27 protein-coding genes and 1 pseudogene are annotated in these 24,859 nt (G+C 73.5%); 17 read left to right on the forward strand and 11 right to left on the reverse strand.

The features are described from left to right. Nucleotides 1–137 precede the first annotated feature (137 nt). From IG02_RS0101320 to IG02_RS0101330, 3 genes are read right to left on the reverse strand one after another with little or no spacing between them, the layout of a single operon-like run. Nucleotides 138–1,154 (reverse strand): NAD(P)/FAD-dependent oxidoreductase, encoded by a 1,017-nt coding sequence (locus IG02_RS0101320; protein WP_030740510.1) that lies wholly within the window; start codon nucleotides 1,152–1,154, stop codon nucleotides 138–140. Beyond that, the gene (locus IG02_RS0101325; RefSeq protein WP_030740512.1) at nucleotides 1,151–1,681 is read right to left on the reverse strand and encodes an isoprenylcysteine carboxyl methyltransferase family protein; all 531 of its coding nucleotides are present in this window, start codon (nucleotides 1,679–1,681) and stop codon (nucleotides 1,151–1,153) included. Before IG02_RS0101325 ends, IG02_RS0101320 begins: the two co-directional genes overlap by 4 nt. 25 nt (nucleotides 1,682–1,706) lie before the next feature. Then, nucleotides 1,707–2,759, reverse strand: coding sequence for a type III polyketide synthase (locus tag IG02_RS0101330; protein WP_030740513.1), 1,053 nt, complete (start codon nucleotides 2,757–2,759; stop codon nucleotides 1,707–1,709). 216 nt (nucleotides 2,760–2,975) lie between these two features. On the opposite strand from IG02_RS0101330, the gene IG02_RS0101335 reads away from it, so the two are divergent. After that, nucleotides 2,976–3,941, forward strand: coding sequence for a UbiA family prenyltransferase (locus IG02_RS0101335; RefSeq protein WP_199813934.1), 966 nt, complete (start codon nucleotides 2,976–2,978; stop codon nucleotides 3,939–3,941). Between the two features lie 125 nt (nucleotides 3,942–4,066). On the opposite strand, the gene IG02_RS0101340 is transcribed toward IG02_RS0101335, so the two are convergent. Continuing rightward, a complete protein-coding gene (locus IG02_RS0101340) occupies nucleotides 4,067–5,200 on the reverse strand; it encodes an acyltransferase family protein (RefSeq protein WP_030740516.1) in 1,134 nt (377 codons plus the stop codon). Between the two features lie 302 nt (nucleotides 5,201–5,502). Between IG02_RS0101340 and IG02_RS0101345 the strand changes: the two genes are divergently transcribed. Beyond that, nucleotides 5,503–6,270, forward strand: coding sequence for an MgtC/SapB family protein (locus tag IG02_RS0101345; RefSeq protein WP_030740518.1), 768 nt, complete (start codon nucleotides 5,503–5,505; stop codon nucleotides 6,268–6,270). Between the two features lie 381 nt (nucleotides 6,271–6,651). Next, nucleotides 6,652–7,038 (forward strand): annotated as a pseudogene (locus tag IG02_RS0101350) (hypothetical protein); the annotation flags it as partial. A 336-nt stretch (nucleotides 7,039–7,374) separates the two neighbouring features. Here IG02_RS0101350 and IG02_RS0101355 read toward each other — a convergent pair. Further along, nucleotides 7,375–8,325, reverse strand: a complete 951-nt coding sequence (locus tag IG02_RS0101355; RefSeq protein WP_030740523.1) for a M48 family metalloprotease — start codon at nucleotides 8,323–8,325, stop codon at nucleotides 7,375–7,377. Then, nucleotides 8,322–8,723 carry a BlaI/MecI/CopY family transcriptional regulator gene (locus IG02_RS0101360; RefSeq protein WP_030740526.1) on the reverse strand — a complete coding sequence of 134 codons (402 nt, stop codon included), beginning with the start codon at nucleotides 8,721–8,723 and terminating at the stop codon, nucleotides 8,322–8,324. Before IG02_RS0101360 ends, IG02_RS0101355 begins: the two co-directional genes overlap by 4 nt. A gap of 110 nt (nucleotides 8,724–8,833) precedes the next feature. Here IG02_RS0101360 and IG02_RS0101365 point away from each other — a divergent pair, with 110 nt between their 5' ends. From IG02_RS0101365 to IG02_RS0101375, 3 genes are read left to right on the forward strand one after another with little or no spacing between them, the layout of a single operon-like run. Next, the gene (locus IG02_RS0101365; RefSeq protein WP_030740529.1) at nucleotides 8,834–9,499 is read left to right on the forward strand and encodes a DedA family protein; all 666 of its coding nucleotides are present in this window, start codon (nucleotides 8,834–8,836) and stop codon (nucleotides 9,497–9,499) included. Beyond that, entirely contained in the window at nucleotides 9,496–10,149 is a 654-nt protein-coding gene (locus IG02_RS0101370; RefSeq protein ID WP_051764276.1) for a phosphatase PAP2 family protein, read from the forward strand. Before IG02_RS0101365 ends, IG02_RS0101370 begins: the two co-directional genes overlap by 4 nt. Before the next feature lie 52 nt (nucleotides 10,150–10,201). Beyond that, a complete protein-coding gene (locus IG02_RS0101375; RefSeq protein ID WP_030740534.1) occupies nucleotides 10,202–10,576 on the forward strand; it encodes a VOC family protein in 375 nt (124 codons plus the stop codon). Nucleotides 10,577–10,670: 94 nt separating this feature from the next. Here the strand turns inward: IG02_RS0101375 and IG02_RS0101380 are convergent, their stop codons facing one another. Then, the gene (locus IG02_RS0101380) at nucleotides 10,671–11,159 is read right to left on the reverse strand and encodes a GNAT family N-acetyltransferase (RefSeq protein WP_030740537.1); all 489 of its coding nucleotides are present in this window, start codon (nucleotides 11,157–11,159) and stop codon (nucleotides 10,671–10,673) included. Between the two features lie 162 nt (nucleotides 11,160–11,321). Here IG02_RS0101380 and IG02_RS0101385 point away from each other — a divergent pair, with 162 nt between their 5' ends. The 8 genes from IG02_RS0101385 to IG02_RS0101420 all read left to right on the forward strand — a co-directional run bounded on the left by IG02_RS0101385 (nucleotide 11,322) and on the right by IG02_RS0101420 (nucleotide 17,858). Then, nucleotides 11,322–11,678: a PRC-barrel domain-containing protein gene (locus IG02_RS0101385; RefSeq protein ID WP_030740539.1), complete on the forward strand. Its 357-nt coding sequence runs from the start codon at nucleotides 11,322–11,324 to the stop codon at nucleotides 11,676–11,678. Between the two features lie 369 nt (nucleotides 11,679–12,047). Next, nucleotides 12,048–13,304, forward strand: coding sequence for an SAM-dependent methyltransferase (locus IG02_RS0101390; protein WP_030740541.1), 1,257 nt, complete (start codon nucleotides 12,048–12,050; stop codon nucleotides 13,302–13,304). Nucleotides 13,305–13,430: 126 nt separating this feature from the next. Next, nucleotides 13,431–14,054 carry a DUF1796 family putative cysteine peptidase gene (locus tag IG02_RS0101395; protein ID WP_037801990.1) on the forward strand — a complete coding sequence of 208 codons (624 nt, stop codon included), beginning with the start codon at nucleotides 13,431–13,433 and terminating at the stop codon, nucleotides 14,052–14,054. Beyond that, entirely contained in the window at nucleotides 14,051–14,203 is a 153-nt protein-coding gene (locus tag IG02_RS41305) for a hypothetical protein (protein WP_158712219.1), read from the forward strand. The genes IG02_RS0101395 and IG02_RS41305 overlap by 4 nt, the downstream gene beginning before the upstream one ends. Then, nucleotides 14,200–15,003 carry a PIG-L deacetylase family protein gene (locus IG02_RS0101405; RefSeq protein WP_051764278.1) on the forward strand — a complete coding sequence of 268 codons (804 nt, stop codon included), beginning with the start codon at nucleotides 14,200–14,202 and terminating at the stop codon, nucleotides 15,001–15,003. The genes IG02_RS41305 and IG02_RS0101405 overlap by 4 nt, the downstream gene beginning before the upstream one ends. Next, entirely contained in the window at nucleotides 15,000–15,797 is a 798-nt protein-coding gene (locus tag IG02_RS0101410; protein WP_051764281.1) for an ABC transporter ATP-binding protein, read from the forward strand. The genes IG02_RS0101405 and IG02_RS0101410 overlap by 4 nt, the downstream gene beginning before the upstream one ends. Further along, nucleotides 15,794–16,639 carry an ABC transporter permease gene (locus IG02_RS0101415; RefSeq protein WP_051764282.1) on the forward strand — a complete coding sequence of 282 codons (846 nt, stop codon included), beginning with the start codon at nucleotides 15,794–15,796 and terminating at the stop codon, nucleotides 16,637–16,639. The genes IG02_RS0101410 and IG02_RS0101415 overlap by 4 nt, the downstream gene beginning before the upstream one ends. Before the next feature lie 190 nt (nucleotides 16,640–16,829). Further along, nucleotides 16,830–17,858: a 6-phosphofructokinase gene (locus IG02_RS0101420; RefSeq protein ID WP_030740553.1), complete on the forward strand. Its 1,029-nt coding sequence runs from the start codon at nucleotides 16,830–16,832 to the stop codon at nucleotides 17,856–17,858. Between the two features lie 134 nt (nucleotides 17,859–17,992). Here IG02_RS0101420 and IG02_RS0101425 read toward each other — a convergent pair whose 3' ends face one another. Further along, entirely contained in the window at nucleotides 17,993–18,868 is an 876-nt protein-coding gene (locus IG02_RS0101425) for a universal stress protein (protein WP_030740557.1), read from the reverse strand. Nucleotides 18,869–19,084: 216 nt separating this feature from the next. On the opposite strand from IG02_RS0101425, the gene IG02_RS0101430 reads away from it, so the two are divergent. Both IG02_RS0101430 and IG02_RS0101435 read left to right on the forward strand, forming a co-directional pair. Next, nucleotides 19,085–20,194: a CapA family protein gene (locus IG02_RS0101430; protein ID WP_030740560.1), complete on the forward strand. Its 1,110-nt coding sequence runs from the start codon at nucleotides 19,085–19,087 to the stop codon at nucleotides 20,192–20,194. Nucleotides 20,195–20,267: 73 nt separating this feature from the next. Continuing rightward, nucleotides 20,268–21,116, forward strand: a complete 849-nt coding sequence (locus IG02_RS0101435; protein WP_420707697.1) for a YhjD/YihY/BrkB family envelope integrity protein — start codon at nucleotides 20,268–20,270, stop codon at nucleotides 21,114–21,116. Nucleotides 21,117–21,210: 94 nt separating this feature from the next. Here IG02_RS0101435 and IG02_RS0101440 read toward each other — a convergent pair whose 3' ends face one another. From IG02_RS0101440 to IG02_RS0101450, 3 genes are all read right to left on the reverse strand, one after another. Then, the gene (locus IG02_RS0101440; protein WP_030740567.1) at nucleotides 21,211–21,666 is read right to left on the reverse strand and encodes a tellurite resistance TerB family protein; all 456 of its coding nucleotides are present in this window, start codon (nucleotides 21,664–21,666) and stop codon (nucleotides 21,211–21,213) included. A 109-nt stretch (nucleotides 21,667–21,775) separates the two neighbouring features. Next, complete coding sequence (locus IG02_RS0101445; RefSeq protein ID WP_030740570.1) at nucleotides 21,776–22,357, reverse strand: TerD family protein; 582 nt, start codon at nucleotides 22,355–22,357, stop codon at nucleotides 21,776–21,778. Between the two features lie 146 nt (nucleotides 22,358–22,503). Continuing rightward, nucleotides 22,504–22,899 carry a TerD family protein gene (locus IG02_RS0101450; RefSeq protein ID WP_030740573.1) on the reverse strand — a complete coding sequence of 132 codons (396 nt, stop codon included), beginning with the start codon at nucleotides 22,897–22,899 and terminating at the stop codon, nucleotides 22,504–22,506. Between the two features lie 209 nt (nucleotides 22,900–23,108). Here IG02_RS0101450 and IG02_RS0101455 point away from each other — a divergent pair, with 209 nt between their 5' ends. Next, nucleotides 23,109–24,650, forward strand: coding sequence for an LCP family protein (locus tag IG02_RS0101455; protein ID WP_078854089.1), 1,542 nt, complete (start codon nucleotides 23,109–23,111; stop codon nucleotides 24,648–24,650). Nucleotides 24,651–24,859: the final 209 nt, after the last annotated feature.

The raw sequence follows: 24,859 nt of genomic DNA on the forward strand, positions 1-24,859 counted from the left end.
GCGACCGGCACGGTCCGCCCCGTGGCCGGGGGAACGGTTTGCCGGGCGGCGCGCCGGGGCGAACCTCGTCGGGAGGAGCGCCAGGCCCTGTTCGACGCCCCCCGCGCGAGGGGCCGGGCGCCGGGGACGGCGTCCGCTCAGCTCAACGCCCGTACCGCCGCCCTGAACACGGCGGGAGCGCGCGCCGCCGCCGGCACGATCAGACGGGCCCCGGCCGGCCGGCCGGCGCAGGCCAGCAGTCCGTGTGTCAGCAGGCGGTGGCGGCGGGAGAGCGCGCGCCAGCGCCGGTCGTAGTCCTGCGGGCGGCCCTCGGTCAGGCAGCGTACCGCCGCTTCCGCCGAGGCCAGTGCCAGCGCGACGCCCTCGCCGGTCAGCGCGTCGACGTAGCCCGCCGCGTCACCGACCAGCAGCACCCGGCCCGCGGCCCGGCGACGCGCCCGCCGGCGCAGCGGACCGGCGCCCCGTACGGCGTTCGCGGGCGGACCGGTGAGCCGGGCGCGCAGTGCGGGGAAGTCCACGAGGTGGTCGTCGTAGCCGCGCCGCACCGCGCTCAGGACGGCGACGCCCACCAGGTCCTCGGCCACCGGGGTCACGTACGCCTCGCCCGCCGGCGCCCAGTGCACCTCCACGAAGTCCGTCCACGGCCGCATGCGGTAGTGCCGGCGCTGGCCGTAGCGGCGCGGCCCGCCGACGGGCGCGTCCAGGCCGAGGCGGCGCCGCAGGGGTGAGTGCAGCCCGTCCGCGGCCACCAGCCAGCGGGCCCGCAGCCCGGCCGCGGTGACGGAGCCGGCGTCCTGTGCCACGTCGCCGACCCGGCCGGTCACGGTCCGCACACCGGCCTCGACGGCCCTGCGGGCCAGCGCCGCGTGCAGGTCCGTGCGCCGGACGCCGAGCCCGGGGCCGTCCGCGAACGCGGCCTCGGCGCGGTCCGGTTCGCGTACGTAACGAATGCCGCGCAGCGGGTGTCCGCGTGGCAGGTCGAGACCGAGGGCCGCGAGCGCCCGGACCCCGCTCGGCATCACGCCCTCGCCGCATGCCTTGTCCACCGGCGTGTGGCGCGGTTCGACCACCACCGTCTCCAGGCCGGCCAGCGCGGCGTGGACGGCGGTGGCGAGGCCCGCGGGACCGCCGCCCGCCACCAGCAGGTCGATCACGGACCGCTCACGGACGCGGCGGGCAGCCCGGCCAGCGCGCGGTTCTCGCACCGGATCCGTACCGTCAGCAGCGCCGCGTTCGCGAGGGTGAACACCAGCGCGGTCAGCCAGGCGCCGTGCACGAGCGGCAGCGCGATGCCCTCCGCCACCACCGCCACGTAGTTGGGATGGCGCAGCAGCCGGTACGGGCCGCCGGTCACCAGCGGCAGGCCCGGCACCACCAGCACCCGGGTGTTCCAGCGCCGCCCCAGCGTGTGGACGCACCACCAGCGCAGCGCCTGCGAGGCCAGCAGCACCGCGAGCATGGTCCAGCCGAGAGCCGGCTCGAAGGGGCGGTCGGCCAGCCGTACTTCCGCGAGGGCACCCAGCAGCAGGGCCGTGTGCAGCACGACCATCGCCGGATAGTGTCCCCGGCCCCGCTCGACGGCACCGCGTTCCAGGCTCCAGCGCGCGTTGCGGCGGGCGACGGCCAGTTCGGCGACGCGCTCCCCGGCCACGGCCAGGACCAGCGCGGTGTACCAGATCATCTCTACCTCTCCCCTGCCAGGGGTTCTACCAACGGAGCAGGACCAGTTCGGAACAGAACCCGGGGCCCATGGCGAGCAGCAGCCCCGGTGTGCCCGGCGGTGGTCTCCGCTCGGCGAGGGTGTCCCGCAGCACGTGCAGCACGGACGAGGAGGACAGGTTGCCGACGGCCGCCAGGGATCGCCAGGTGAGGTCGAGGGCGTCGGCCGGCAGGGCGAGGGCCTCCTCGACGGCCCGCAGCACCTTCGGCCCGCCGGGGTGGCAGACCCATGCCGTGATGTCGTCTCGGATCAGCCCGTGGTCGGCGAGGAAGGCGTCGACGTCCGCCGCGAGGCCCTTGCGCACGACCTCGGGAACGCTCGCGTCCAGCACGATGCGGAAGCCGGAACCGGTGATGTCCCACCCCATCACCTGCTCGGTGTCCGGGTACAGGTGGCTGCGCGTGTCGACGACGGCGGGCCCCGCCGCCGCGCGCCGCGCGCCGCACGCGACGACGGCCGCCGCGCCGTCCCCGAACAACGCGGTGGCCACCATGTTGGCCGGGGAGAGGTCCTCGCGCTGGAAGGTGAGCGAGCACAGTTCCACGGAGAGGAGGACCGCCAGGTCGTCGGGGTGCCCGAGCAGGTAGTCGTGCAGCCGGGCGACGCCCGCGGCGCCCGCGACGCACCCGAGCCCGAAGACCGGGATCCGCTTGACGTCGGGGCGCAGCCCGATCCTGCCCACGAGGCGCGCGTCCACGGAGGGCGCGGCGATGCCGGTCACCGAGGTGAACATCAGCAGGTCGACATCGCGCGGCGCCAGCCCCGCCGCGTCCAGCGCCCTGGTCACGGCCTCGGCGCCCAGCGGAACCGCCAGGTCGAGGAAGGCGTCGTTGGCCACGCCGAAGTCCTTGAGACCGGCGTACTCCTCCAGCCGCAGGGCCATATGACGGGCCCTCACGCCCGCCCCCTCGTGCAGCCGGTCGAGCAGCCGGCGGTCGGCCCCCTCGGGCAGACAGGTCGTGGCGATCATGTCCGTGACCTCGGACTGGGCGTACTGATGCGGGGCCAGGGCGCCGTGGACGGCTGCGATCCGTGTCATCTGCGAATGTCCCGGGTCTGGGAAACGGGCGGGGGCGAGGGCCGGCCGGGACCGAAGGCCGGCCGGGTGCGATACGCCGTCACACATCCCTGCCCTCGCGTCGCCGTGCCACACGCGAAGTCGCCTGTACGGACCCGCGCGGCGGGCTTTCCGGCCGTCCGGCCGTACGGGGCGGCGCGCCGGGCCGGCCGGGAACGCCGTGCCTACGATGGCCCGGTGGACACCACCGACGGCACGGGGAGCGCGCGGGCGGCGCGCGAGGCGGTCCCGGCTCCGGCGCCGGGCCCGAGCGCGCCGGCCGACGGGCCGGGCGACCGGCCGGACCAGGGGCCCGCCGGCGAGTCCGGCGGCCGCGCGGCGCGGCGTCGTGTCCGCGCCCTTCTGGGGGCGTGCCACCCCGGTCCGGCGGCCGCCGTGACCCTGCTGACCGCGGGCCTCGCCGTCGCCGCGGGACAGGACGCCGGGGGGTGCGCCCTCGCGACGGCCGCCGTCGCGGCGGGGCAGTTGTCGGTGGGCTGGAGCAACGACGCGGTGGACGCGGCCCGGGACACCGCCGTGGGGCGCGGCGCGAAGCCCGTGGCGGGCGGGGCCGTGACGGCGCGGACCGTACGGTGCGCGGCGCTGGCCGCGCTGGCGCTGTGCGCACCGCTGTCGCTGGCGTACGGGGCGCTCGCGGGCACGGCGCATCTGGTGGGGGTGGCGGCGGCGTGGGCGTACAACCTGCGGCTGAAGTCGACGGTGTTCTCCTGGCTCCCGTACGCCCTCGGCTTCGCCTCCCTGCCCGCGTTCGTGGCGCTGGGGCTGCCGGGGCGAGCGTGGCCCGACTGGTGGACCGTGACGGCGGCGGCGCTGCTGGGGGTGGGCGCACACCTGGGCAACGTGCTGCCGGACATCGAGGACGACCTGGCCACGGGGGTACGCGGCTGGCCCCAGCGGCTGGGACCGGCCGCGGTACGGGTGCTGCTGCCCGCCCCGCTGGTGGCGGCCACGCTGCTGCTCGCGCTCGGGCCGCCGGGGGCGCCGGACGGTGCGGCCGTGGTCGCCGTGGCCGTCGCGCCGGCCGTGGCGGTCGGCGGGGCGCTGCTGGGCCGCGACCGCCCGAGGGTGCCGTTCCTCGCCGCGATCGTGGTGGCGGGCGTGAATGTCGGACTGCTGTGGTGGCAGGCCGCCGCGACATCCTGACCGGCCGCGTTCCGTCGCCGGGAACTCACTGGCCGGCGAGGCGGCAGGACAGCGGGGCGGCGGGACAGTGGATGTCCCGCCGCCCCCGCGCGTTCGTCCGCGCTTTCGTCCGACAGCCGCCTCGGTCAGCCCTCGCGCCGCCGTGCCGCGCGCTCCGGGGAGTCCTTCTTGAACGCCCAGGCCATCCGGGGCTCCAGGGCGAAGCGGAAGAGCCGCTGGACGGGTGGCGTGCACAGGAGCGTGACGACCACGCCGGCGACGACCGTGACGAACACCGCGCCGAGGGGCTGGTGCAGCCACTTCGGGTCGTACCAGTGCCAGGTTCCGGCGCTCTGCGCGAGGAAGCCGTGCAGCAGGTAGCCGCAGAGCGTGCCCGCGCCCAGCGCCGTGAACCACATGCGGCGGCCCGGGACCCAGGCGTAGAAACAGGCCGTGAGCACGAGCGAACAGCCGAAGAGCGCGAACGTCATCGGAATGCCGCTCCACCAGGGCGCCCCCAGTTCCGGCGCGCTGTCCCGGTGGAAGAACCACGCCATGTTCATCCGGGTGACCGCCCAGTAGGCGAAGACGACGGTGACGGCGAAGACGGGCACCGCGAGGAGGCGCACCTCCTTGCGCCGCACGATCAGGAAGTGCTCCGGTTTGAGACGCATGCCGAGCACGAAGAACGGCAGGAACTGGAGCACGCGCTGGAGGTCGAGGTCGTCCCCGATCTGCGGCGAGGTGGTGGCGAGCGCCGCGATGGCCAGGGCCACGGGGACGGGCCACCGGATCAGCCGCCAGACCGGCGCCGAGATCCGCCAGATGAAGAGGGCGAGCAGGAACCAGGTGAGGTACCACGGGTCCAGCAGGCTGATCGGCATGGACGGGTCGTCGTCCGTGTACCGGTGGAAGAGGCTGTAGGCGACCTCGAAGACGATGTACGGCACGAGGATGCCGGTGATCAGGCGGCGCACCCGGTCCGGCCGGAAGTCGAAACCGCGCGAGAAGTAGCCGGAGATGATGATGAACGCCGGCATGTGGAACGTGTACACCACGATGTACAGCGCCGACACCGCCCGGCTGCCGTCGCGCAGCGGCTCCCACGCGTGTCCCATGGCGACCAGCACGATGGCCAGGTACTTGGCGTTGTCGAAGAAGGCGTCCCGCGTCCTGGCCGGGCGCGCGTCCGCCGCCGGTGCCGGGGCGGCCGTCCCGGCCGCCCGCGCTCCGCCGTCCGACGCGGTCCGCACCGACGACCGGTCGGTCAGGTGAGACATCCGGCCTCCCGGGGGAAGCCGCGAACGGCGCGGACGCCTCTTGACGGGGATGTGGGGGGAGTGAGCGGAGCAACCATTCGAGGCACCCTAACGAGGTTTGCCGTCCGGCGTTCACCCGGGTGTCATGACGCGCCCGGCGCCGCGCCCGGCGCAACCGCACCGATTACCCCGCTTCGCCACAGCCGTCCCGTTCCGCCCCTCGTTGGGATGCCCTGTATCCGACAGTCCCCTATTCGCCCTACCATCGGTCTGCCGTTGACCTGTCCGTCCATCCGGCGTCGCGCTACGACGAGGAGGCTCGGTTGCTCGATCTGGCCACATCACTGTTCGACTTCGAAGCGGGCCAAGGCACCCGCCAGTTCACCGAACTGGGGCTGGCGCTCGTACTGTCGACCCTCATCGGCGCGGAACGGGCCACGCAGCAGAAGAGCGCGGGTCTGCGGACCCATACGCTGGTCGGCGTCGGCAGCGCCCTGTTCATGGTGGTCTCACAGCACGGCTTCAACGCCGTGCTCGACCTGGACAACGTCTCCTTCGACCCCACCCGGGTCGCCGCCCAGATCGTCTCCGGGATCGGCTTCATCGGCGGCGGGCTGATCTTCGTACGGCGCGACGCGGTACGCGGCCTGACCACCGCCGCCACCGTCTGGCTCACCTGCGCCATCGGCATGGCGTGCGGGGGCGGGCTGATCCTGCTGGCGATCGGCGCGACGCTCGTGCACTTCCTCGTCATCCAGGGCTACCCCTGGCTGACCCGGCGCATTCCCGCCTTCAATTCGGCGGAACAGACCAGGCTGATTCTGACCTACCGGATGGGCACGGGCGTGATGACCCGGCTCCTGGAGTACGTCACCGGCAAGGGCTTCCAGGTGGTGCGGATACGGGTGGACCGCGTCGCCGGGGATCCGGACGAGGAGCAGCGCCCGGCCGTGGACCTGGCGGACGCCCGGACGGCCACGGTGTACGTCGACATCGAGGGCACGGGGAACGTCCCCCGGCTGGTCGCGGAGATCGCGGACTTCGGGGAGGTGTTCAGCGTCTCGTCACTCAGGTCGGAGGGCGCCGAGTGACGACTCTCACAGGCGCCGACTCGGCCGGCCGGCCCCCGCGCCGGCGCGCACGGGGCCGGCGACAACACCGTCCGTACGCGGCCAGGTGCGCCCGCTCGCCTTCGCGCGGGACCGCCCAGAGGGAGCGGGAAGACACATTCAGGCCAGAAAGCGGCGGGAACGGTCCCACCTCTGGCCGGAACCCCACCGTGACAGAACGTCAACAGACCACCCATCATTGTAAGTTCGGGCGATCCGAGGACGATCTCCACGCATCCGGGGATCCACCGGCGGCCCACCCGACGCACCGCGCACGTCACGGCACAAGAAACGCGGCCCCACCCGTACCACCGGCTCCGCACCGCACCACCGGCCCCGCAGAACGGCGCAAGGAGAGCGGCCGTGCATGACGAATTCCTCTGCCATGTCACCGCGTACGGCATCAGCGGCGGACAACGCATCGGCGTCCCCCTCGGCACCTATCGCGCCCCCACGCTGGCCCTCGCCCTGTGGTGGCTGCGCGACCGCGCGACCTGGATAGCGGAGCGACTGGACCCCAGCCCCGAGAACCCTCGCTTTCCGGCCGACGCGCTCGCGCCCGTGGCGGACGGCGTGCCGGACGTGCCGACGACGCTCCGGAACTGGCGCGACGACCTCGCCCACCAGGACACGGTCGCGGAACACCTGGCGGCCGGGCGCCTCATCCGCGTCGCCACGCGGGACGACACCACCGAGTACGAACTGCTCGCGGAATCCGTGGACGCCTTGCGCATGAACCGGGTGAGCCCGCTGCGGCCGGCGTCGACGGCGCGGCAGGAGCCGGTCCGGTCCGAGTGGCACGTCGCCGCCTCCGCCCTGAGCACGCCGCACACGCCCTGCGCGCCGTACGCGCGGATCTCGCACCAGGAACCGGCCGCGGCCCGCGAGCGCGTGAGATTCCCCGGCGAGGCGGCCCCGTCGGCGGAGAGCGGGGACCCCCTGGGGGACACCGTGCAGTTCGGCCGGCTCTACGGCTGACGCCGCACGGCCCGAATCGGACGGCTCGGACCGGACGGCTCGGACCGGACGGCTCGGACCGGACGGCCGAGAGCGGTCTCGCGTTCGGGGAGGTCGGCCGCCGGCAGGTCAGCGAGTGAGGTTCTGCCCCTGGGCCATCTCGACATGTCCGTGCAGATCCTCCACCGCGTCCACGGCGGTGGCGCCGGAAACCGTCAGACAGATCACCAGCGCGGCCACGACCAGCCGACCCGCGGGACGGCTGGTCGTGGAAGGGACAGCCAGGGGCGTATCGAGCAGCGCGGCGACACGCCGGGGCACCGGCCCGGCGTTCATCCCCAGGGCGGCGCGCGGGCGGTCCGGCGCCGACGCGCTCGCGGCACGCGCGGCGAGGGCGGCCCTGGCTATCGCGCGCGCCACGAGCCGCCGGTCACCGACGGCGGCGGCCGCGGCCTCGTCCGCCGCGCGCTCCAGCGCGTACCCGACGGGCTCGCACAACGTGCGCAGGGCGGGGTGGCAGAGCGCGGCCAGTTCCACGGCCACGAGCACCCGGTGATGACGGCCGCGCAGGTGGGCGCGTTCGTGGGCGAAGAGCGCCGCGCGCTCGTCCGGCTCCAGGGCGCGCAGCATTCCGGTCGTCACCACGATCCTGCCGGGCCTCCCCGGCAGCGCGTACGCGTCCGGCCGGGCCTGGCGCAGGACCGCCAGTTCACCCGCGGTGCCGCCGGCGGCGGCCCGGGCCCGGCGCAGGTCCGCCCGGTCGCGGCGGACGGCGACGGCGACCAGGCCCGCGCGCCAGGCCAGCACTCCCCCGGCGGCGAGCGCGAGTGCGACGGTCACCGGGGGCGGCCCCAGGGACAGCGGCCTGGCCAGCTCGCCGAGCGCGGCGACCGCGGGGAGGTAGGAGGCCCCGGGCACGGCCAGCAGGGCGAGTGCGGCCGAGCTGGTGGCGGCCGGCAGGAGCGCGGCGGTGGTGAGCAGCACCACGGCGTGTCGCGGTGACAGGTACGCCGCGGCCCGGCGCGCCGTGGGCGCCGCGAGGAAGGGCACCAGCAGGGGAACCCAGACGGCATAGCTCATCCGGCCGCGCCCCCGGCCGGCCGGTCCGGGCCGTCCTCCGCGTCCAGCAGGGAGCGCAATATGCGCTCGTCCTCGTCGTCGAGCTGGGAGACGAAGCGGGCGAGCACCGCGCGCCGGTCCTCGTCCTTGGCCAGTTCGGAATGCATCCGCCGAGCGGTGAGACCCGGGGCGTCCTCGGTCGGCGTATACGCGTATCCGCGTCCCGCCCTGACCCGGGTGACGGTGCCCTTCCCGTACAGCCGGCCGAGGATCGTGGTGACGGTGGTCCGGGCGAGCGAGCCGCCCAGCGACTCCTGCACCCGGCCCGGGGTGAGCGGCCCCTCGGCGGCCCACAGGGCGGCGAGCACGTCGGCTTCCAGTTCCCCCGCCGACCGCCGGTCCGCACTCCCGTGGCCCATGGGAACGTCCCCTCCCTTTTGTTCGTCTACAGTGTCGTAGACCGACTACACCCCTGTAGACAGTCTGACTGTCGTACTGACCCTGTCCACCATTATGGGAGCAGCACTCCATGGCCGAATCCGTGCTCGCGGCGCTTCCGATGGCCGTGAATCTCCTCGACGCGGGATCCCTGCTCTCCGCGTCCGGTGCCCTGGGCATCGCCGTCGTCCTCTTCGCCGAGACGGGCCTGCTGGTCGGGTTCTTCCTGCCCGGCGACTCCCTGCTCTTCACCGCCGGACTGCTGTGCGCTCCCGGCAGGGACGGCCCCGTCCACCTCGCCCTGCCCCAGGTGCTCCTCGCGTCGGCCGCCGGCGCCCTGCTGGGCGCGCAGACCGGCTACTGGATCGGGCGGCGCGGTGGCCGGGCACTGCTGGCGCACGGCCGGAGCCGCCGGATCCACGAGGGCGCGGCCCGCGCGCGGGAACTGTTCGAACGGTACGGCCACGCCAAGGCGATCGTGCTGGCCCGCTTCGTGCCCGTGGTGCGTACGGTGCTCAATCCGCTGGCCGGCGCCCTGGACGTGCCCGCACGCGCCTTCGCCTGCTGGCAGATCGCCGGCGGCCTGTTCTGGACGGTCGGACTCGTGCTCGCCGGATACGCGCTGGGAGCGTCCGTCCCGCACGTCGACCGCTATCTGCTGCCGATCGTGGCGCTCGTGGTCGTGGTCTCGCTCGTTCCCCCGCTCCTGGAAGTGCTCCGCGCACGCCGGACCTCCGTGGAGGGGACGCGCTCATGACCGGCCGCTGGTTCGACGACGGCGTCTACACCTACGTCACCGATCTGGCCCACCACTCCCCCGGCTGGCTGGACAGCGCCGTCTCCGCCTGGTCGACGTACGGTCCGGGGCTGTTCGCGGTCCTGCTCCTGGTCGCGTGGTGGCGCGCCCGGCCGACGGACTCCGCCCTGTCGGCGCTCGCCCTGACCGCCCCTCTCGTCGTGGGCACGGCCTACCTCGTCAGCAGCGCCCTCAAGTCGGTGCTGCGTGAGCAGCGACCCTGCCAGGCGCTGCACGCGATCTCCCTCGAGTCGTGTCCCCCGCCGGGCGACTGGTCGCTGCCCAGCAACCACGCCGTCATCGCCGCCGCCGCGGCCGTCACCCTGCTGTTCACCGACCGCGCCCTCGCGGCCCTCGCCGTACCGGCGGCGCTCCTGATGGCCGGATCGCGCGTCTGGGTCGGGGCGCACTACCCCCACGACGTGGTGCTCGGGCTGATCGTGGGGGCGCTGGTGGCCTGGGTCCTGATGTCCGTCACCCGGCGCGCCGCGCCCCTGGCCGAGCGGCTGCACGGCACGCGGCTGCGCCCGCTGGTGGCCCGCGGGGAACCGCTGCGGACGGAGCCGGTACGGGGCGACCACGTCGGCGGGGAGCCCCTGGGCGGCAGGTGAGCGGGGGGCGCACCGGAACCGATCACAGACACCGTGAGAAAGGACCAGCATCATGCTCGGCGGCAGCAAGGCGTTCAGTGGATTCGCCGTGAACGACATCGAGGAGGCCAAGCGGTTCTACACCGGGACCCTGGGGCTGGAGGTCACCGAGGAGCACGGCCTGCTCCATCTCCTCCTCGGCGGCGGCACCTCCGTGCTCGTCTACCCCAAGCCGGAGCACACGCCCGCGACGTTCACCGTCCTCAACTTCCCCGTCGAGGACATCGAGGCGGCGGTCGACGCGTTGGCCGAGCGGGGCGTGCGCTTCGAGCGCTACCCGGGCATGGAGGCCGACGACCGCGGCATCTTCCGCGGGGGCGGCCCGTACATCGCGTGGTTCACCGACCCCGCGGGCAACGTCTTCTCCGTACTCCAGGAGCGCGGGTAGGCGCCGTCGGCCGCGTCCGGTGTGCCGACCGGACCCCCGCTCTCCGGGGCTCGACGGCCGTGGTGGCCGTCGAGCCCCGGAGAGCGGCCCGGCTTCAGACCCTGCGGTGCATGATGTGCAGGCCGACGTAGCCCTTCGTGGGATGCAGGAATCCCTCGGGCACCGTCCCCAGCACCTCGAACCCCAGTGACCGGTAGAGGGTCATCGCGTGCTCGTTGGTCTCCACGACGGCGTTGAACTGCATGGCCCGGAAGCCCGCCGCGCGGGCCCAGTCGAGGGAGTACGAGCACAGCGCCCGGCCCACACCCCGTCCCGTGTACGCGGGATCGACCATATAGCTGGCACTGGCCACATGACTGCCGTTGCCCATGCGGTTCCGGTACATGTTCGCCGTGCCCATGACCGTGCCGATGCTGTCGACGGCGACGACGGTACGACCGGGGGCCGCCACCATCCAGAGGTCCCGGCCCTCGTCCTCGTCCGTGCCGAGGGGGTAGGGGAACGTCTCGCCATCGGCGACGATCTTGTGAAAGAACGGCCAGATGGCAGGCCAGTCCTCGGCGGTGGCTTCCCGGATCTTCATGCGGTCAGGATGCCGGGCGGGCGGAGCGGCCGCCACCGCTTTCACGATCCCGAGGTGTACCGCTCCTGGGGAACGGACATCACCGGTACGGTTTCGGACTTCCGGGGTATGCGACCTTCAGAAGGTATGCGCGCGAACCACTGGATAAGAGGCGAAACTCTCATGTTCGAGGCTGAGGACATCCGGGAGTGGCGAGGCCACGACGTGGTCGACACCGGAAAGCGCAAGATCGGCACGCTGGAGGCCGTGTACGTCGACACCTCGACGGACACCCCTTCGTTCGCCACGGTCACCGTGGGTCTGCCCACCAAGCGGCGGCTGGTGTTCGTCCCCCTGGCGGACGCCACGGTGGGACCCGACTACCTGAAGATCCCGTGGGACAAGAAGCTCGCCAAGGAAGCGCCTTCCATCGACACCGACGGCGAACTGCCCGCCGAGGACGAGCCCCAGATCTTCGCCCACTACGGACTGCCGTACAGCACAGGCGCGAGCGGCGAGCGCCGGCTCGGCCGCCGCTGACGAACGCCGCCGGGGCCACCACCGGCCATCACCACCGGCCGCCACCGTCGCCGCTCCCGCCGCCATCGGCCGCTGCCGCCGACGCCATCGGACCGTACGGTCGCGGCCGACGGCGGTGTGCCATGAGACGCGCGTCGTGAACCGTGTGCCGAGGACGTGCCGGGCGGCGCCGTACGGCATCCGGCATCGCTCGGGAGGTGGCCGATTTTCGCCCCTCTTTCCGGCAATTGGTCTGGACCACCTGGAGGGTGGGCGCTAGGGTCCCTGCCAGCCGGGTCCGGGCGCTCCCGCCCGTCGTCCGGCCGCCTTGTGCCTTCCCGCCCGATCCCCCGCCGGCTCCGCAGAGCTCCGCACCGAGGACCGAAGTCCGTGACCGATATCGTTGTCGTACTCCGGGCCGAGGACGCCGTCCTCGACTTCCTGTCCGTACTCACCGACGCGCACGCGGGAGAGACCAGGGTGATCCTCGGTGACCGTGCCGAGATTCTGGTCCTGCCCGCCGGGGCGGGGGCGGACGAACGGCTGGCCCTGCTCGGCCGTCACGTCGGCCCCGCGGCGAACGGTGCCGCCTCGCCCGGGCCCGAGGTCCTCGCCCGGCTCCTCCGCGCCTGCGGAGCCGGGCCCGGCGGAAGCCCGGACGCGGCGGACGGTCCTCGGGTGTGGACGCACTCCCCGGCGGACAACCGGCCCGGCCGCAGACGGCTGGGCCGGGACACCTCCGTCGCCCGTGCCGCCCTCGGCGGCACCGCTCCCGACGGCGTTCCCGGCGGCGCCTCCGCACCGACCGCACTGACGGCACCGGGGCGTCGGGGTGTGCGCCACGCGGTCGGGTACTCGCCGTACCTCCAGTTCCTCAGCGATCTCGACCGCCCGCTGGACGCGGCCCGCGTCGCGGCGAAGCTGGACTTCGTCAATCGCTGGTGCGGACCTCTCCTGGCCGAGCCGGAGGCCGAGTTCGCCCTCGGGACCGCGCGCGTTCCGGCCACCGAGCGCTTCTTCGACGCCTCCGCCGACGAACGGGACCGGCTCTTCGCGCTGCTCGCCAGCCTGGACGACGGGGCCGCGGCCGTCGAGGACCCCTGGGAGTTCGCCACCTCCCCGTACGAGAGGGAGCGGCTGGACGCCACGGCCGCCTGGATCGGGGAGCACCTGGACCCCGCCGACGGTCCGCTCGTGGAGGTGGGCGCCTGCGAGGGAGCGCTGACCGGGCGGCTCGCCGCCGCGGGCTTCACCGTACGGGCCACCGAACCCAACGCGGTCTTCCGCCCCCGGCTCGCCACCGCGCTGGCGGGTACGGCGTCGGTGACCGTGGACGACGCGGACCTCGCCCGGCTGGCCAAGGAGGACGCGCCGCCCCGGGCCGCCGCCCACCTGCTGATCGAGATGCTCTACTACGACCAGGACCTCGCCCTGCTCGACAGCCTGCCCACGGGCCTCCTGTTCGTCTCGTTGGAACCCGAGGCGCTCGACCTGCGCCTGCTCCCCTGGCTCGAACGGTCCGCCACGTGGCGGGTCGCCGAGCAGAGGGTCCTGGTGCCACCGCGGGTCGAGACCGTCTGCGCGGGGCGCGCGTACTTGAGCAAGCGCGGCAGCGTGGGGGTGCTCCTGAGGCGCGCGCCCGACTGATCCGCCGCCGCGCGACACCGCCCACGGCGCTCGGCCGCCCGCCGCGTCCTCCCCGTCCGGCCCCGCCCCGTTCCGTGCTCGTCCCGCCCCGTCCTGCTCCTTGCCGCCCCGGAGGCGAGAACTGACATGTACGACCGCTGTGTCGGGCTCGGCTACCACTGCGAGTCCACCCACCAGATCCGCCGGATCACCGGCGACGACCGGGCGCACTTCTTCGACTGGCTCGACCTCGAATTCGAGTCCGTCGTGGAAACCATCGCCGGTGACTTCTCCGGCGTGCTGCGGCCCGGAATGGTCGAACCGTTCAGCGACGGCCACTGCGCACTGGACCGGGGCACCGACATCCGCTTCTTCCACGATTTCCGGCCGTCGTCCGGTCGCGCGCTCAGCCAGTCGGACATCGACTCGCAACTCCCCGCCGTCCGCGCCAAGTTCGTCGCGCTGGCCGACCGGTGGCGCGGGCTCGCCGATTCGCCGGCCCGGGTGCTGTACGTGCATCACGACGCCTTCGACGAGGTCACCGCCGCGGATCTGCGCCGATTGCGGCTGGTCATCGCGACGGCGCACCCAGGACACCGGTTCGATCTGCTCTGGCTGCGCCGGACTCCGCCGGTGGACGCGGAGGCGCTGGGGCCCGGGATCACGTGGGGCACGGTGGCGGAGGTGCCGGGTCGGTGGCAGGGGGACGACGCCGCGTGGGACGCCGTGTTCCAGGACATACGTTTCGTCTCCGCCGGGCGGGTCCCGTGACCGAGCGCCGCCCCGCGTACTCCGTCGTCTCCCGCGTCGCCGTCCCGCGCGTGCCGCGTCCCGCTGTCCGCCGTGACCGCGCCCGCGTCCCCTCCCCCGTCGCCGTCCCCGTCCCCGTCCCCGACTCCAAGGAGCGTTCCTCCGCATGACCTCGCAGTCACCGTCCTCCGCGCCGCCCGCCACCGTGATCCTCTCCCCGCACTTCGACGACGCGGCGCTCTCGCTGGCCGGGCTGATCCCGGCTCTCCCCTCGCCCGTGTGCGTCGTGACCGTCCACGGGGGCGCGCCGGCCCCGGGGCACGAGATCTCCTGGTGGGACCGCACCTGCGGGTTCTCCTCCGCGGGCGAGGCGCATCTGGCCCGGCTGGCGGAGGACGCGCGGGCGTGCGCGCTGCTCGGGGTGGACCACGTCGTCCTCAACCATCCGGACGGTCCGTACGGCGACGGCGGTGCGCTCCACGAGATCGACACGTACCTCTCCGACCTCCCGGCCGAGACCCGCGTACTGGTCCCGCTGGGCACCAACCAGCCCGACCACGCGAAGGTCCGGGACCGGGCCCTGCTCATCCTCGACAAGCTCGGCAGGCCGCTCCCCCTCGTCTACGCCGACCTGCCCTACACGGGACACACGGCGCGGTGGGCGGCCCCGGACGTGGAGGTGTCGCTCGCCCAGGACCGGGACTTCGGCCTCTCCTACCAGGAGATCGTGAGCCGGTACCGGACGCGGCCGGCGTACGAACGGGTCCTCACGGACCAGGAGTGGGCGCGCAAACGCGCGGCGGTGCTCGCGTACGCCTCGCAACTCGCGCCGCTCGCCGTCGACCACGGCGCGCTGCTGGCACGCGGCGGGCCGCTGCGCGCGGAGCGCGTCTGGTCGCTGGCGGAACCCGCGCCACTCGACGATCCCGGCCCGCCGGAGACCGCCCCCGCGCCGGAGGCCGGGGCGTGACCGGGGCGCCGCTCCTGACCGCCCGTGCTCTGGTCAAGGAGTTCCGCCGCGGCCGCGCCGTCGACCGGGTCGACCTCCTGGTGCGCGAGGGGGAGCGCGTCGCGTTGCTCGGCCCCAACGGGGCTGGCAAGACGACCACCCTCCTGATGTGCCTGGGCGTGATCGAACAGGACTCGGGCAGTGTCGAGCTCTTCGGGCACCCCCTTCCGGCCCGGCGCGCGGCGGCCATGGCGCGCGTGGGTTTCGCGGCCGGCTATCTCCCGCTGCCCGACCGGCTGCGCGTGCACGAGTACCTGCGGATGTACGCCGACCTGTACGGGCTGCGGTATCCGGGCCGTGCCGTACGGGAGGTGTTGGAGCAGTGGCGCATCGAACATCTGGCGCAGTCCATCGGCACGGAACTGTCCAGCGGGCAGCGTACGTTGGTGGGGCTGGCGAAGGCCGTGCTGCACCGGCCCGGGCTGCTGGTGCTGGACGAACCGACGGCCGCGCTGGACCCGGACGTGGCCCTGCGGGTGCGCGACGGGCTGCTCGGCCTGTGCGAGCGGGAGGGCACGGCGCTGCTCGTCACCAGCCATGACATGGCCGAGGTCGCGAAGCTGTGCGAGCGGGTCGTCTTCCTGTCCGCGGGACGGGTTTCCGCCGACGGATCTCCGGCGGAAGTGGCGAAGCGGTTCGACCGGGCGGACCTGGAGGGGGTGTTCCTGCACCTGGCGGCGGAGCGGGACCGGAGCGGGGACCGAACACGGGACGACCGCGACCGCGACCGCAACCGCGAGGAGACACTCGCGTGACGGCCACCGGCCTCGCGCTGCGCACGCCCCGGGCCGCCTCGGCCCACCGCGTCCTCGCGGTCGCCCGCCGGCACTGGCTGCTGCTGCTCCGCAGCCCGCACCGGTTCTTCGACGTCTTCGTGTGGCCCGTGGTCGACACGCTGCTGTACGGCTCGATCGGCCTGTTCGCCGCCGACGCGGCGGCGGCCGCCGGCGCCGGGGGCGAGGTCACGGCGGTCATGGTCTTCCTGCTCAGCGGTACGGTCCTGTGGCATCTGGTCCACCAGACGCAGATCTCGCTCGCGACCGGTTTTCTCGAGGAGACCTGGTCGCGCAATGTGATGGGGCTGCTGACCACGCCGACCCGGGGCTGGGAGTACCTGGCGGGCGTGGGCGCCTTCGCGCTGCTGCGTACCGCGCTGAGCACGGCCGCGGTGGCGGCGCTGGCCTTGGCCGCCTACGCCTTCGACGTGACGGACCTCGGTCTCGGCCTGCTTCCCCTGGCCGCGCTGCTGCTGACCTGCGGCTGGTCGGTCGCGCTCGTGGTGGTCGGGCTCGTGCTGCGGTACGGCAGCGGGGCGGAGGCGCTTGTCTGGGGCGCGCTGTCCGTGGTGATGCCGCTCTCCGGTGTGTTCTACCCGGTCTCGACCCTGCCGGCGCCGCTGCGACCGGTGGCCGAACTGCTGCCCACCACGCATCTGTTCGCCGTGGGACGGGAGCTGGCCGCGGGGCGGGCCATGCCCTGGGGCGAACTGCTGTGGGCGACGACGGGCACGGCGGTGCTGCTGGCGGCGGGGATCCTCTTCCTGGGCCGTATGACGGCCGTCTTCCGCCGGCGCGGGCTGGTGACCCGCTACTCCTGACCCCCGAACCGGTACCCCTGGCCTCGGGCCCGGTGCTCGCCCGCCCCGGCCGGGTACTCCGCTGCTCCCGGCCCCGGCCTCGGGCCGCTCCGCGTCCGGGACGGGGCCGAGTGGCGCGGTGTTCACCGGTGTCGTTTCCTGGCCGGAGGGAGTGGTGCGTCGGCGCGGCGAGGACGGTCAGGGAGAGAGCATGCGGATCGGAGTTCTGACCGGCGGGGGCGACTGCCCCGGTCTCAACGCGGTGATCCGCGGTGTCGTCCGCAAGGGGGTCCAGGAGTACGCCTGGAAGTTCACCGGTTTCGTCGACGGGTGGAGCGGGGTCGTCAACGACGTGACCATGCCGCTGGACATCGCCACCGTCCGGGGCATCCTGCCGCTCGGCGGCACGATCCTGGGGTCCTCGCGCACCAATCCCCTGCGGGCCGAGGACGGCGTCGCACGGGTGCGGAACACCCTGGGCGCGCACGAGATCGACGCTCTGATCGTGATCGGTGGTGAGGACACGCTCGGCGTGGCGAGCGCGCTGGCGAACGAGGGGGTCCGGCTGGTCGGGGTGCCCAAGACCATCGACAACGACGTCGGCGGCACCGACTACACCTTCGGTTTCGACACGGCGGTCAACATCGCGACCGAGGCGATCGACCGTCTGCACACGACCGCGGAGTCGCACCGGCGGACGCTCGTGGTGGAGCTGATGGGACGCCATTCCGGGTGGATCGCGCTGCACGCGGGCGTCGCGGGAGGCGCGAACGCGATCCTCATTCCCGAGCGGGAGTTCGACATCGACCAGGTGTGCGTCTGGGTGGAGAGCCGTTTCCGGATCAGCTCCGCGCCGATCGTCGTGGTCGCCGAGGGCGCGGTCCCGAAGGCCGGACAGATGGTGGTCAGGGACGCGTCGCGGGACGAGTTCGGGCATGTCCGCCTGTCCGGCATCGGCGACTGGCTCACCCAGGAGATCGCGAGCCGTACGGAGAAGGACGCACGGACGACGGTACTCGGCCACATCCAGCGCGGCGGCACCCCGAGCGCGTACGACCGGTGGCTCGCGACCCGTTTCGGGCTGCACGCCGTGGCCGCCGTCAAGGACGGGGACTTCGGGACGATGGTGGCCTTGCGGGGCACGGACATCGTGCGGGTGCCGCTCGCGGAAGCGGTGGCGGCGACCAAGCGCGTCTCCCCGGAGCTGTACGCGGAATTCGGTCTCTTCTTCGGCAGCTGAGCGGCTGAGGAGCGGCGTCGGCGGGCGGCGACGCGGCCCGCGCGCGGCGTGGCCCGGCCCGCGTACGGCGTGCGTCCGCCGCCGGTCCCCTTCCCGGGCCGCGCACTCCGGCGGTCCGCACCGGCCGGTAACGGTCACTCGTGGGGCACGACGACGACCGGGCAGCACGCGTGGTGCAGGACGGCGTGGGCCACCGGGCCGAGGCGCCGTTCCGCCACCCGGCGTCCGTCGGTCGCCCGGCGTCCGTCGGTGCGGCCGAGGACGAGCAGGCCGGCCCGGTGGGAGAGGTTCACCAGCGCCCGCGCCGGGTGGAGGAGCACGACATCGTGCCGGACCGCGACGTCCGGATACTCCCGCCGCCACCGTCGGAGCACATCGGACAGGCGTTGTTCCTCCTCGTCCTCCCAGGTCGCCCGGTCCTCTTCGAGCACACCCGGGGCCGTCCGCGGCGAACCGTCGGGAAGGGCCCACGCGTGCGCCGCCACCAGCGCCGTGCCGTGCAGGCGAGCGGCCTGGAAGGCGAAGGCCAGGACCGGCCGGGCGGCCTCGCGCGACCTCACCCCCACGGCGACGTCGCGCCGCAGGGCCGGCGCGGCCGTTCCCGCGCGGCCGTCCGGACCGGCCACCGGCCGGGGGACCACCGCGACGGGGCAGGGCGCCGCACCCGCCACCGCCAGCGCCGTCGATCCCATCGCCAGGCCGGCGAATCCGCCCTCCCCGCGCGCTCCGACCACCAGCAGTCCGGCGCTCCCGGCCGCGTCGAGCAGCGCCGCCGAGGGCGTGCCGGCCACGGCGCGGACGGCGCTCACCTCCGTACCGGGACGCCCTTCGGTGAACCGCCCCCGGGCCCGCTCCAGCACGTCGTCCTCCTCCGGCGGGGACACCGCGGCGGACACGGCGCGCACCAGACGCAGCGGGAGTTCCCGGAGTTCCGCCTGGCGCGCCGCCCAGGCGCCCGCGACCAGGCTTTCCCCGGAGCCGTCGATTCCCACCACCACAGAGCCAGTCATCCCCGCTCCTCGCGGCACCGTCGCGTACGGCGGTGCCGGTCCGCTTCGTACGTACCGGACCGCGCGACCCGTCGTCCCCGGGCCCCGGTCCGCGGTCCCCGGCCCCCGGTGGACGGGGACATCCATTCTCCGCCCGGGCGGCCGACTCCACGACTCCGGCGGCCGCGGCGGGCGGACCCCGGCGCGGGCCGGGCGCCAACGCGTAACCTGGGGCTCGTGGACGCGGGTCCGATCACCCTGTTCCTCTGCGGTGACGTGATGCTCGGCCGGGGCGTCGACCAGATCCTTCCGCACCCCGGTGACCCCGCGCTGCGGGAGAGATACGTGACGGACGCCCGGACGTACGTCGAGCTCGCGGAGGCCGCGAACGGACCGATCCCGTGGCCGGTCGGGTTCGGCTGGCCGTGGGGCGACGCGCTGGAGGTTCTGGGCGCGGCGGCCCCCGACGCCGCCGTGATCAACCTGGAGACCGGTGTCACGCGTGGCGGGGAGTTCGCGCCCGGCAAGGGCGTCCACTACCGGATGACCCCCGACAATCTGCCCGCGCTGGCCGCCGCCCGCCCGGACGTCTGCGCCCTGGCCAACAACCACGTACTGGACTTCGGCCGCCGAGGGCTCGTCGAGACGCTCGACGCCCTGGCGGAGGCCGGGCTGCGTACGGCGGGGGCCGGGCGGGACGCGGCGGAGGCGGAGCGGCCCGCGATCGTCCCCACCGGCCCCGGCCGGGTGCTGGTCCTCTCCTTCGCCATGCCGACCAGCGGTGTCCCGCCCGGGTGGGCCGCGGCACGGCGGCGGAGCGGTGTCGCGGTGGTCGCCGAGCCCTCGGCCGCCGCGGCCGCCCGGCTCACCGACCGGGTGCGCGGGCTGAAGCGGCCGGGGGACATCGTGGTGGCGTCGGTCCACTGGGGCCCCAACTGGGGCTACCGCGTCTCCCGCGACGAGGCCCGCTTCGCGCACGCGCTGATCGACGGCGGCGTGGACGTCGTGCACGGTCATTCCTCGCACCATCCGCGCCCCGCCGAGCTGTACCGGGGAAAGCTCGTCCTGTACGGCTGCGGCGACGCCGTCAACGACTACGAGGGGATCAGCGGCTACGAACCGTACCGCGACGACCTGCGCCTGCTGTACTTGGTGTCGGTGGAGCCGGCCACGGGCCTGGCCGCCGAGGTGCGGATGGTGCCCTTCCAGGCGCGGCGCATGCGGCTGCGGTACGCCGCGTACGAGGCCGTCGAGTGGCTGGCGGACGTGCTGAGCGATGTCGGCCGGGAAGTCGGATCACGTGTCGACCGCGCACCGGACGGCGCGCTCCTCCTCCGGCCGCGGTGAGAACGCCCGACGTCACGGGCGGCGTTCCAGGTCGCGATCAGGGACGCCGGCGTGCTCGGATACACCCATGGGCATGAGGCGCGCGCTCATCGTGGACAGACACCGGTTCCTGCGGCTGTACCGCGGGGTCGCCGACTCCGTCGTGCTGCTCGCGTGGAACCGGGGCCGGGAGATGGAGCTGATGCACCGGGCCATGAGCTTCGCGGCGCTCGGATTCCTGACCCTGGTGCCCCTGCTGATCCTGGTCGCGGCGGCCGACCCCGCGAGTGGTCAGGGGTTCGCGCGGTGGCTGGGGCAGGGGCTGGGCGTCTCGTCGGCGTCACAGGACGAGCTCCAGCAGCTGTTCGGCCGGCCGGGGCAGGCGCTCCAGCGGACGACCGCGTTCGGGCTGGCCGCGCTCGCCGCGTTCGGGCTGACCTTCGGGGGCGCCGTGCAGACGGGTTACGAGCGGGTCTGGGAGCTGCCGACGGCCCGCTGGCACACGATGTGGCGGCACGTCGTGTGGCTGGCGGTCCTCGTCGGTTTCCTCGTCGGCTTCGTCAACACCCCCGTCACCTCCGCGTCCACTACGGAGGGGATCCTGATCACGGTGGGCGACGTCGTGGGGACCTTCCTGTTCTTCTGGTGGTCCCAGCGGCTGCTGCTCGCCGGCCGGGTACGGTGGCGTGCGCTGGCGCCGGGCGCCGCCGCGACCGCGCTGGGGCTGCTCGGGCTGCGCGTGTTCTCCCGGCTGGTGTTCTCGCCGCTGATCGCCTCGAACGCGGTGACCTACGGGCCCTTCGGGACGGTCCTCGTCCTTCAGTCGTGGCTGGTCGGCGTGGGTTTCGTGGTCTACGGCGGGGCGCTGGTGGGCCGCCTCTACCACGAACACCGTACGCACCGGCGTCTGGCACGGGAACTCGCGCGGCCGGACCGGTGGTGAACGCGCGGGTGCGTCGGGCCCGGTGCCGGCCGGGCCCGCGCGGTGCCGCTGCGGTGCTCGTCAGACCCCGGTGGGGGTCTGTCCAGAGGTGGGATCAGAGGTCGAACTCGCTCGGGGAGATGCCGACGGCGAAGCACGCCTCCCGGACGACCGCGCGCTCCTGCTCGTCGAAGTCGCCGTCGGCGCCGCCGATGACGATGCCGATCTGGATGACCGCGCGGGCCTCGGTCGGCTTCTTGGCGACCTTTCCGATGGTCTGCAGGACACCGACCTTGCCGAAGTCGAAGTCGGCCGTCAGCTTCTGGCAGTAGTCGTTGAACCGTGCCTGGAGGTCTTCCGCGGGGAAGTTCTGCAGGACGTCGTTGCTCATGATGAGCCCGGCGACGCGCTGGCGCTCGGAGGCGTCGATGGAGCCGTCGGCGGCGGCGACCAGCGCGCACATGGCCATGCTGGCGTCCCGGAAGGCACCGCTCTTGAGGTCGTTCTTCTTGGCGTTGAGCTGCGTCTGCATCGACGCGGCGGAATCCTTGATGCGGTCCCACAGGGCCACGGGTATCTCCTGTTTCAGGGTCTGGTTCGGTTCTGGTTCGGCGGGAGGGCTCCGGCCGGACGGTCCGCCCGTACCGCGGCCCGACGGCCGTGGGGAGGGGCCCCGGGTCTCACAGGTGCGGCGCGACGGCCGGCATGAGGTCCTGGAACGTACGGCCCTCGGCCGGGGAGCCGATGGCGCCCATCTGCCAGCCGTCGCCGGAGCGGAACACCTTGGCCATGATCTGCGCGGTGTGCGCGCCACCACCGGTGAGGGTGTACCGGGCCAGTTCCTGGCCGGTGGTCTCGTCCACGAGGCGGCAGAAGGCGTTCTCGACCTCCTCGAAGGTCTGACCGGTGAAGGAGTTCACGGTGAACACGATCTGGTCGACGTGGACGGGCACCCGCTTCAGGTCCACGAGGATCGACTCGTCATCACCGCCCTGCCCGGCTCCCCCGACGCGGTTGTCGCCGGTGTGCCGCACGGAGCCGTCGTCGCTCGTCAGGTGCTGGAAGAAGACGACGTCCACGGCCTGCTTGTCGGCGAAGAGCAGCGCCGACGCGTCCAGGTCGATCTCCTTCGCGGTCATCCGCGCGAAGAAGCCCTTCTTCTGCGCTGCCTGCCAGCCGAGCCCCATGCGGACGAGGGTGAGTTCGCCCCCGCCCGATTTGGTCAGGCTGATCTGCTGGCCCTTGGAGAGGTTGATGCTCAACGGTGACTCCTGGAACGGTCTCGGAGGCGAGTACGGGTGGGGGAGGAGCTGTCGCGGGTGCGGACCGCCGCGCGCGGCGTACCGGAACGTGCCCGGCGCGCACGCGCCGACGGCCGGCGCCGCCGCGCGGCGGTGACGCGGGACGGTCAGATGTTGACACCGTAGTCGGAGGCGATCCCGGCGAGCCCGGAGGCGTACCCCTGGCCGATGGCGCGGAACTTCCACTCCGCGCCGTGCCGGTACAGCTCGCCGAAGACCATCGCGGTCTCGGTCGAGGCGTCCTCGCTCAGGTCGTAGCGCGCCAGTTCGGCGCCGCCCGCCTGGTTGACCACGCGGATGAAGGCGTTGCGGACCTGGCCGAAGCTCTGGCCCCGGGACTCGGCGTCATGGATGGAGACCGGGAAGACGATCTTCGACACCTGGGCCGGGACGGTCGCCAGGTCGACCTTGATGGTCTCGTCGTCGCCCTCGAGCACGGCGGTCAGACCGGGAGCCTCCTTGCTCAGCGAGACGTTTCCGCCCTTGGCGAGGCTCACACCCATGTCGTTTCCCTTCGTCCGTCCTTCGATCCGGGCGCGCCGGACTGCCCGGCGCGGCGTGGTGCCGGTGAGGCACTTCCGTAAATCTACAACACTGTAGAAATTGTCCGCGCCACCGTGCGGGGAACCGGGAAGGGGGCTGCTTCTACACACCTGTAGAGCCAGTAGAGTCTAGGCGTGGCCATGCCGACGACGGGGCACGAAGGAGCAGCATGGGCGGTAATTCCAGGGGGCGGCCGAACTCCGCCGGGGCCCGCGGGCACGCGACGGGCCGGGAGGGCGACGGCGGCGCCGGCCGCGCCGCGGGCGAGCCGGCAGGCCACCGCTCCGGCCCCGCCGCCGACCGCCGCGCGCCGCGCCGCGCCAAGCGCGCCGGCCGGGCGGTCGCCGGCACACCGGCCGGAGCGCCGGGCGGCGGCCGGACCCGGCTGACCCGGCGGGGGCGAATAGTCGTCTGGTCCGGTGTCGCGCTGGCGGTGCTGCTCGTCGGCGCCGGCGGGGCCGCGGCCTGGATCTACCAGAGCCTGAACGGCAACATCCACGCCGCCGACCTGGACAACAAGATCGGTGGCGGGCGGCCGGTCAACCTGAGCCCCGGCTCCAAGAACATCGTCGTCGTCGGCTCCGACTCCCGGGACGGCGCCAACTCCGCGTACGGCAAGGGTCTGTCGACCATGCAGTCGGACACGCTGATGGTGCTGCACCTGTCGGCCGACCGGAAGTGGGCCACGGTGGTCTCGCTCCCCCGGGACTCCTGGGTGGACATCCCCTCCTGCGACCGGGGCGACGGCACGACGTCCGACCCGCACCACTTCAAGATCAACGAATCGTTCGCCATCGGCGGAACGAGCGGCGAGGTCGCCGGGGCCGCCGCCTGCACCATCAAGACGGTGGAGCAGAACACCGGCCTGCGCATCGACCACTTCATGTCGGTCGACTTCCAGGGCTTCAAGGGCATGGTCAACGCGCTGGACGGCATCGAGGTCTGCCCCGAGGAGCCGATCAACGACAAGAAGGCGAGCCTCGATCTGGCCGCCGGCTGCCAGACGGTCCGCGACGAGGAGGCCCTGGGCTACGTGCGGACGCGCTACAGCACCGGCGACGGCTCCGACCTGGGGCGCATCGGCAGGCAGCAGGAGTTCATGGAGGCGCTGGCCGCCAAGGCACAGCAGCGGCTGAGCAGCCCGGACGCGATGTACGGCTTCCTGGACTCGGCCACCAGGTCACTGACCACCGACAGGGAACTGGCCGGCATCAAACCGCTCGCCGGTCTGGCCTCCGAGGTCAACGGCATACCGCGCGACCGGCTGACCTTCGTGACCGTGCCGAACTACGCGCGGGAGGCCGACGTGCCGAGCGACAAGGCCAATGTGGTGTGGCAGTACCCACAGGCCGCCGACCTGTTCGACGCCCTGGCCAAGGACCGGGAGGTCGACAAGGAGAAGCTCGAGGCCGACGCCGCCCGGCCGGTCCACGCCCGTACGGTACGGGTCCGGGTCCTCAACGGAACGGGGATCCCGGGGCGGGCCGCCAAGGTCGCGGACACCCTGCGTACCGCCGGGTTCACGGTCTCGGGGGTCGGCAACGCGCCGGAGCCCGCCGAACGGACCGAGGTCGACTACCCCGAGGGCCTGGAGGACTCCGCCGAGGTCCTGTCCTCACGGGTGCCGGGCAGTTCGGCCCGGCAGGACACGGCGGCCGCACCGGGCGAGGTGACGCTGACCGTGGGAACGGACTTCGACACCGTGCGCTGAACGGCACCCGGACCGGGCCCGCCGTACGGAATCCCGCCAGGACGGTGGCCGACGTTTTCCCGGGCCATTGCATTGCTTTGCGTTTCCTTTACCATTGGTGGCCGGGGTACCCACCCCGCCTTCACCACCTGACCAGAGTTAGGAGCTGCGGTCCCGCAATGGGTGAGCCTCCCAGTACGAGCCGTGCCATATCCGCCCCGCCGAGCCAT

Source organism: Streptomyces sp. NRRL F-5135 (assembly GCF_000719775.1).
In the GTDB taxonomy this organism is placed as follows: Bacteria; Actinomycetota; Actinomycetes; order Streptomycetales; family Streptomycetaceae; genus Streptomyces; species Streptomyces hebeiensis.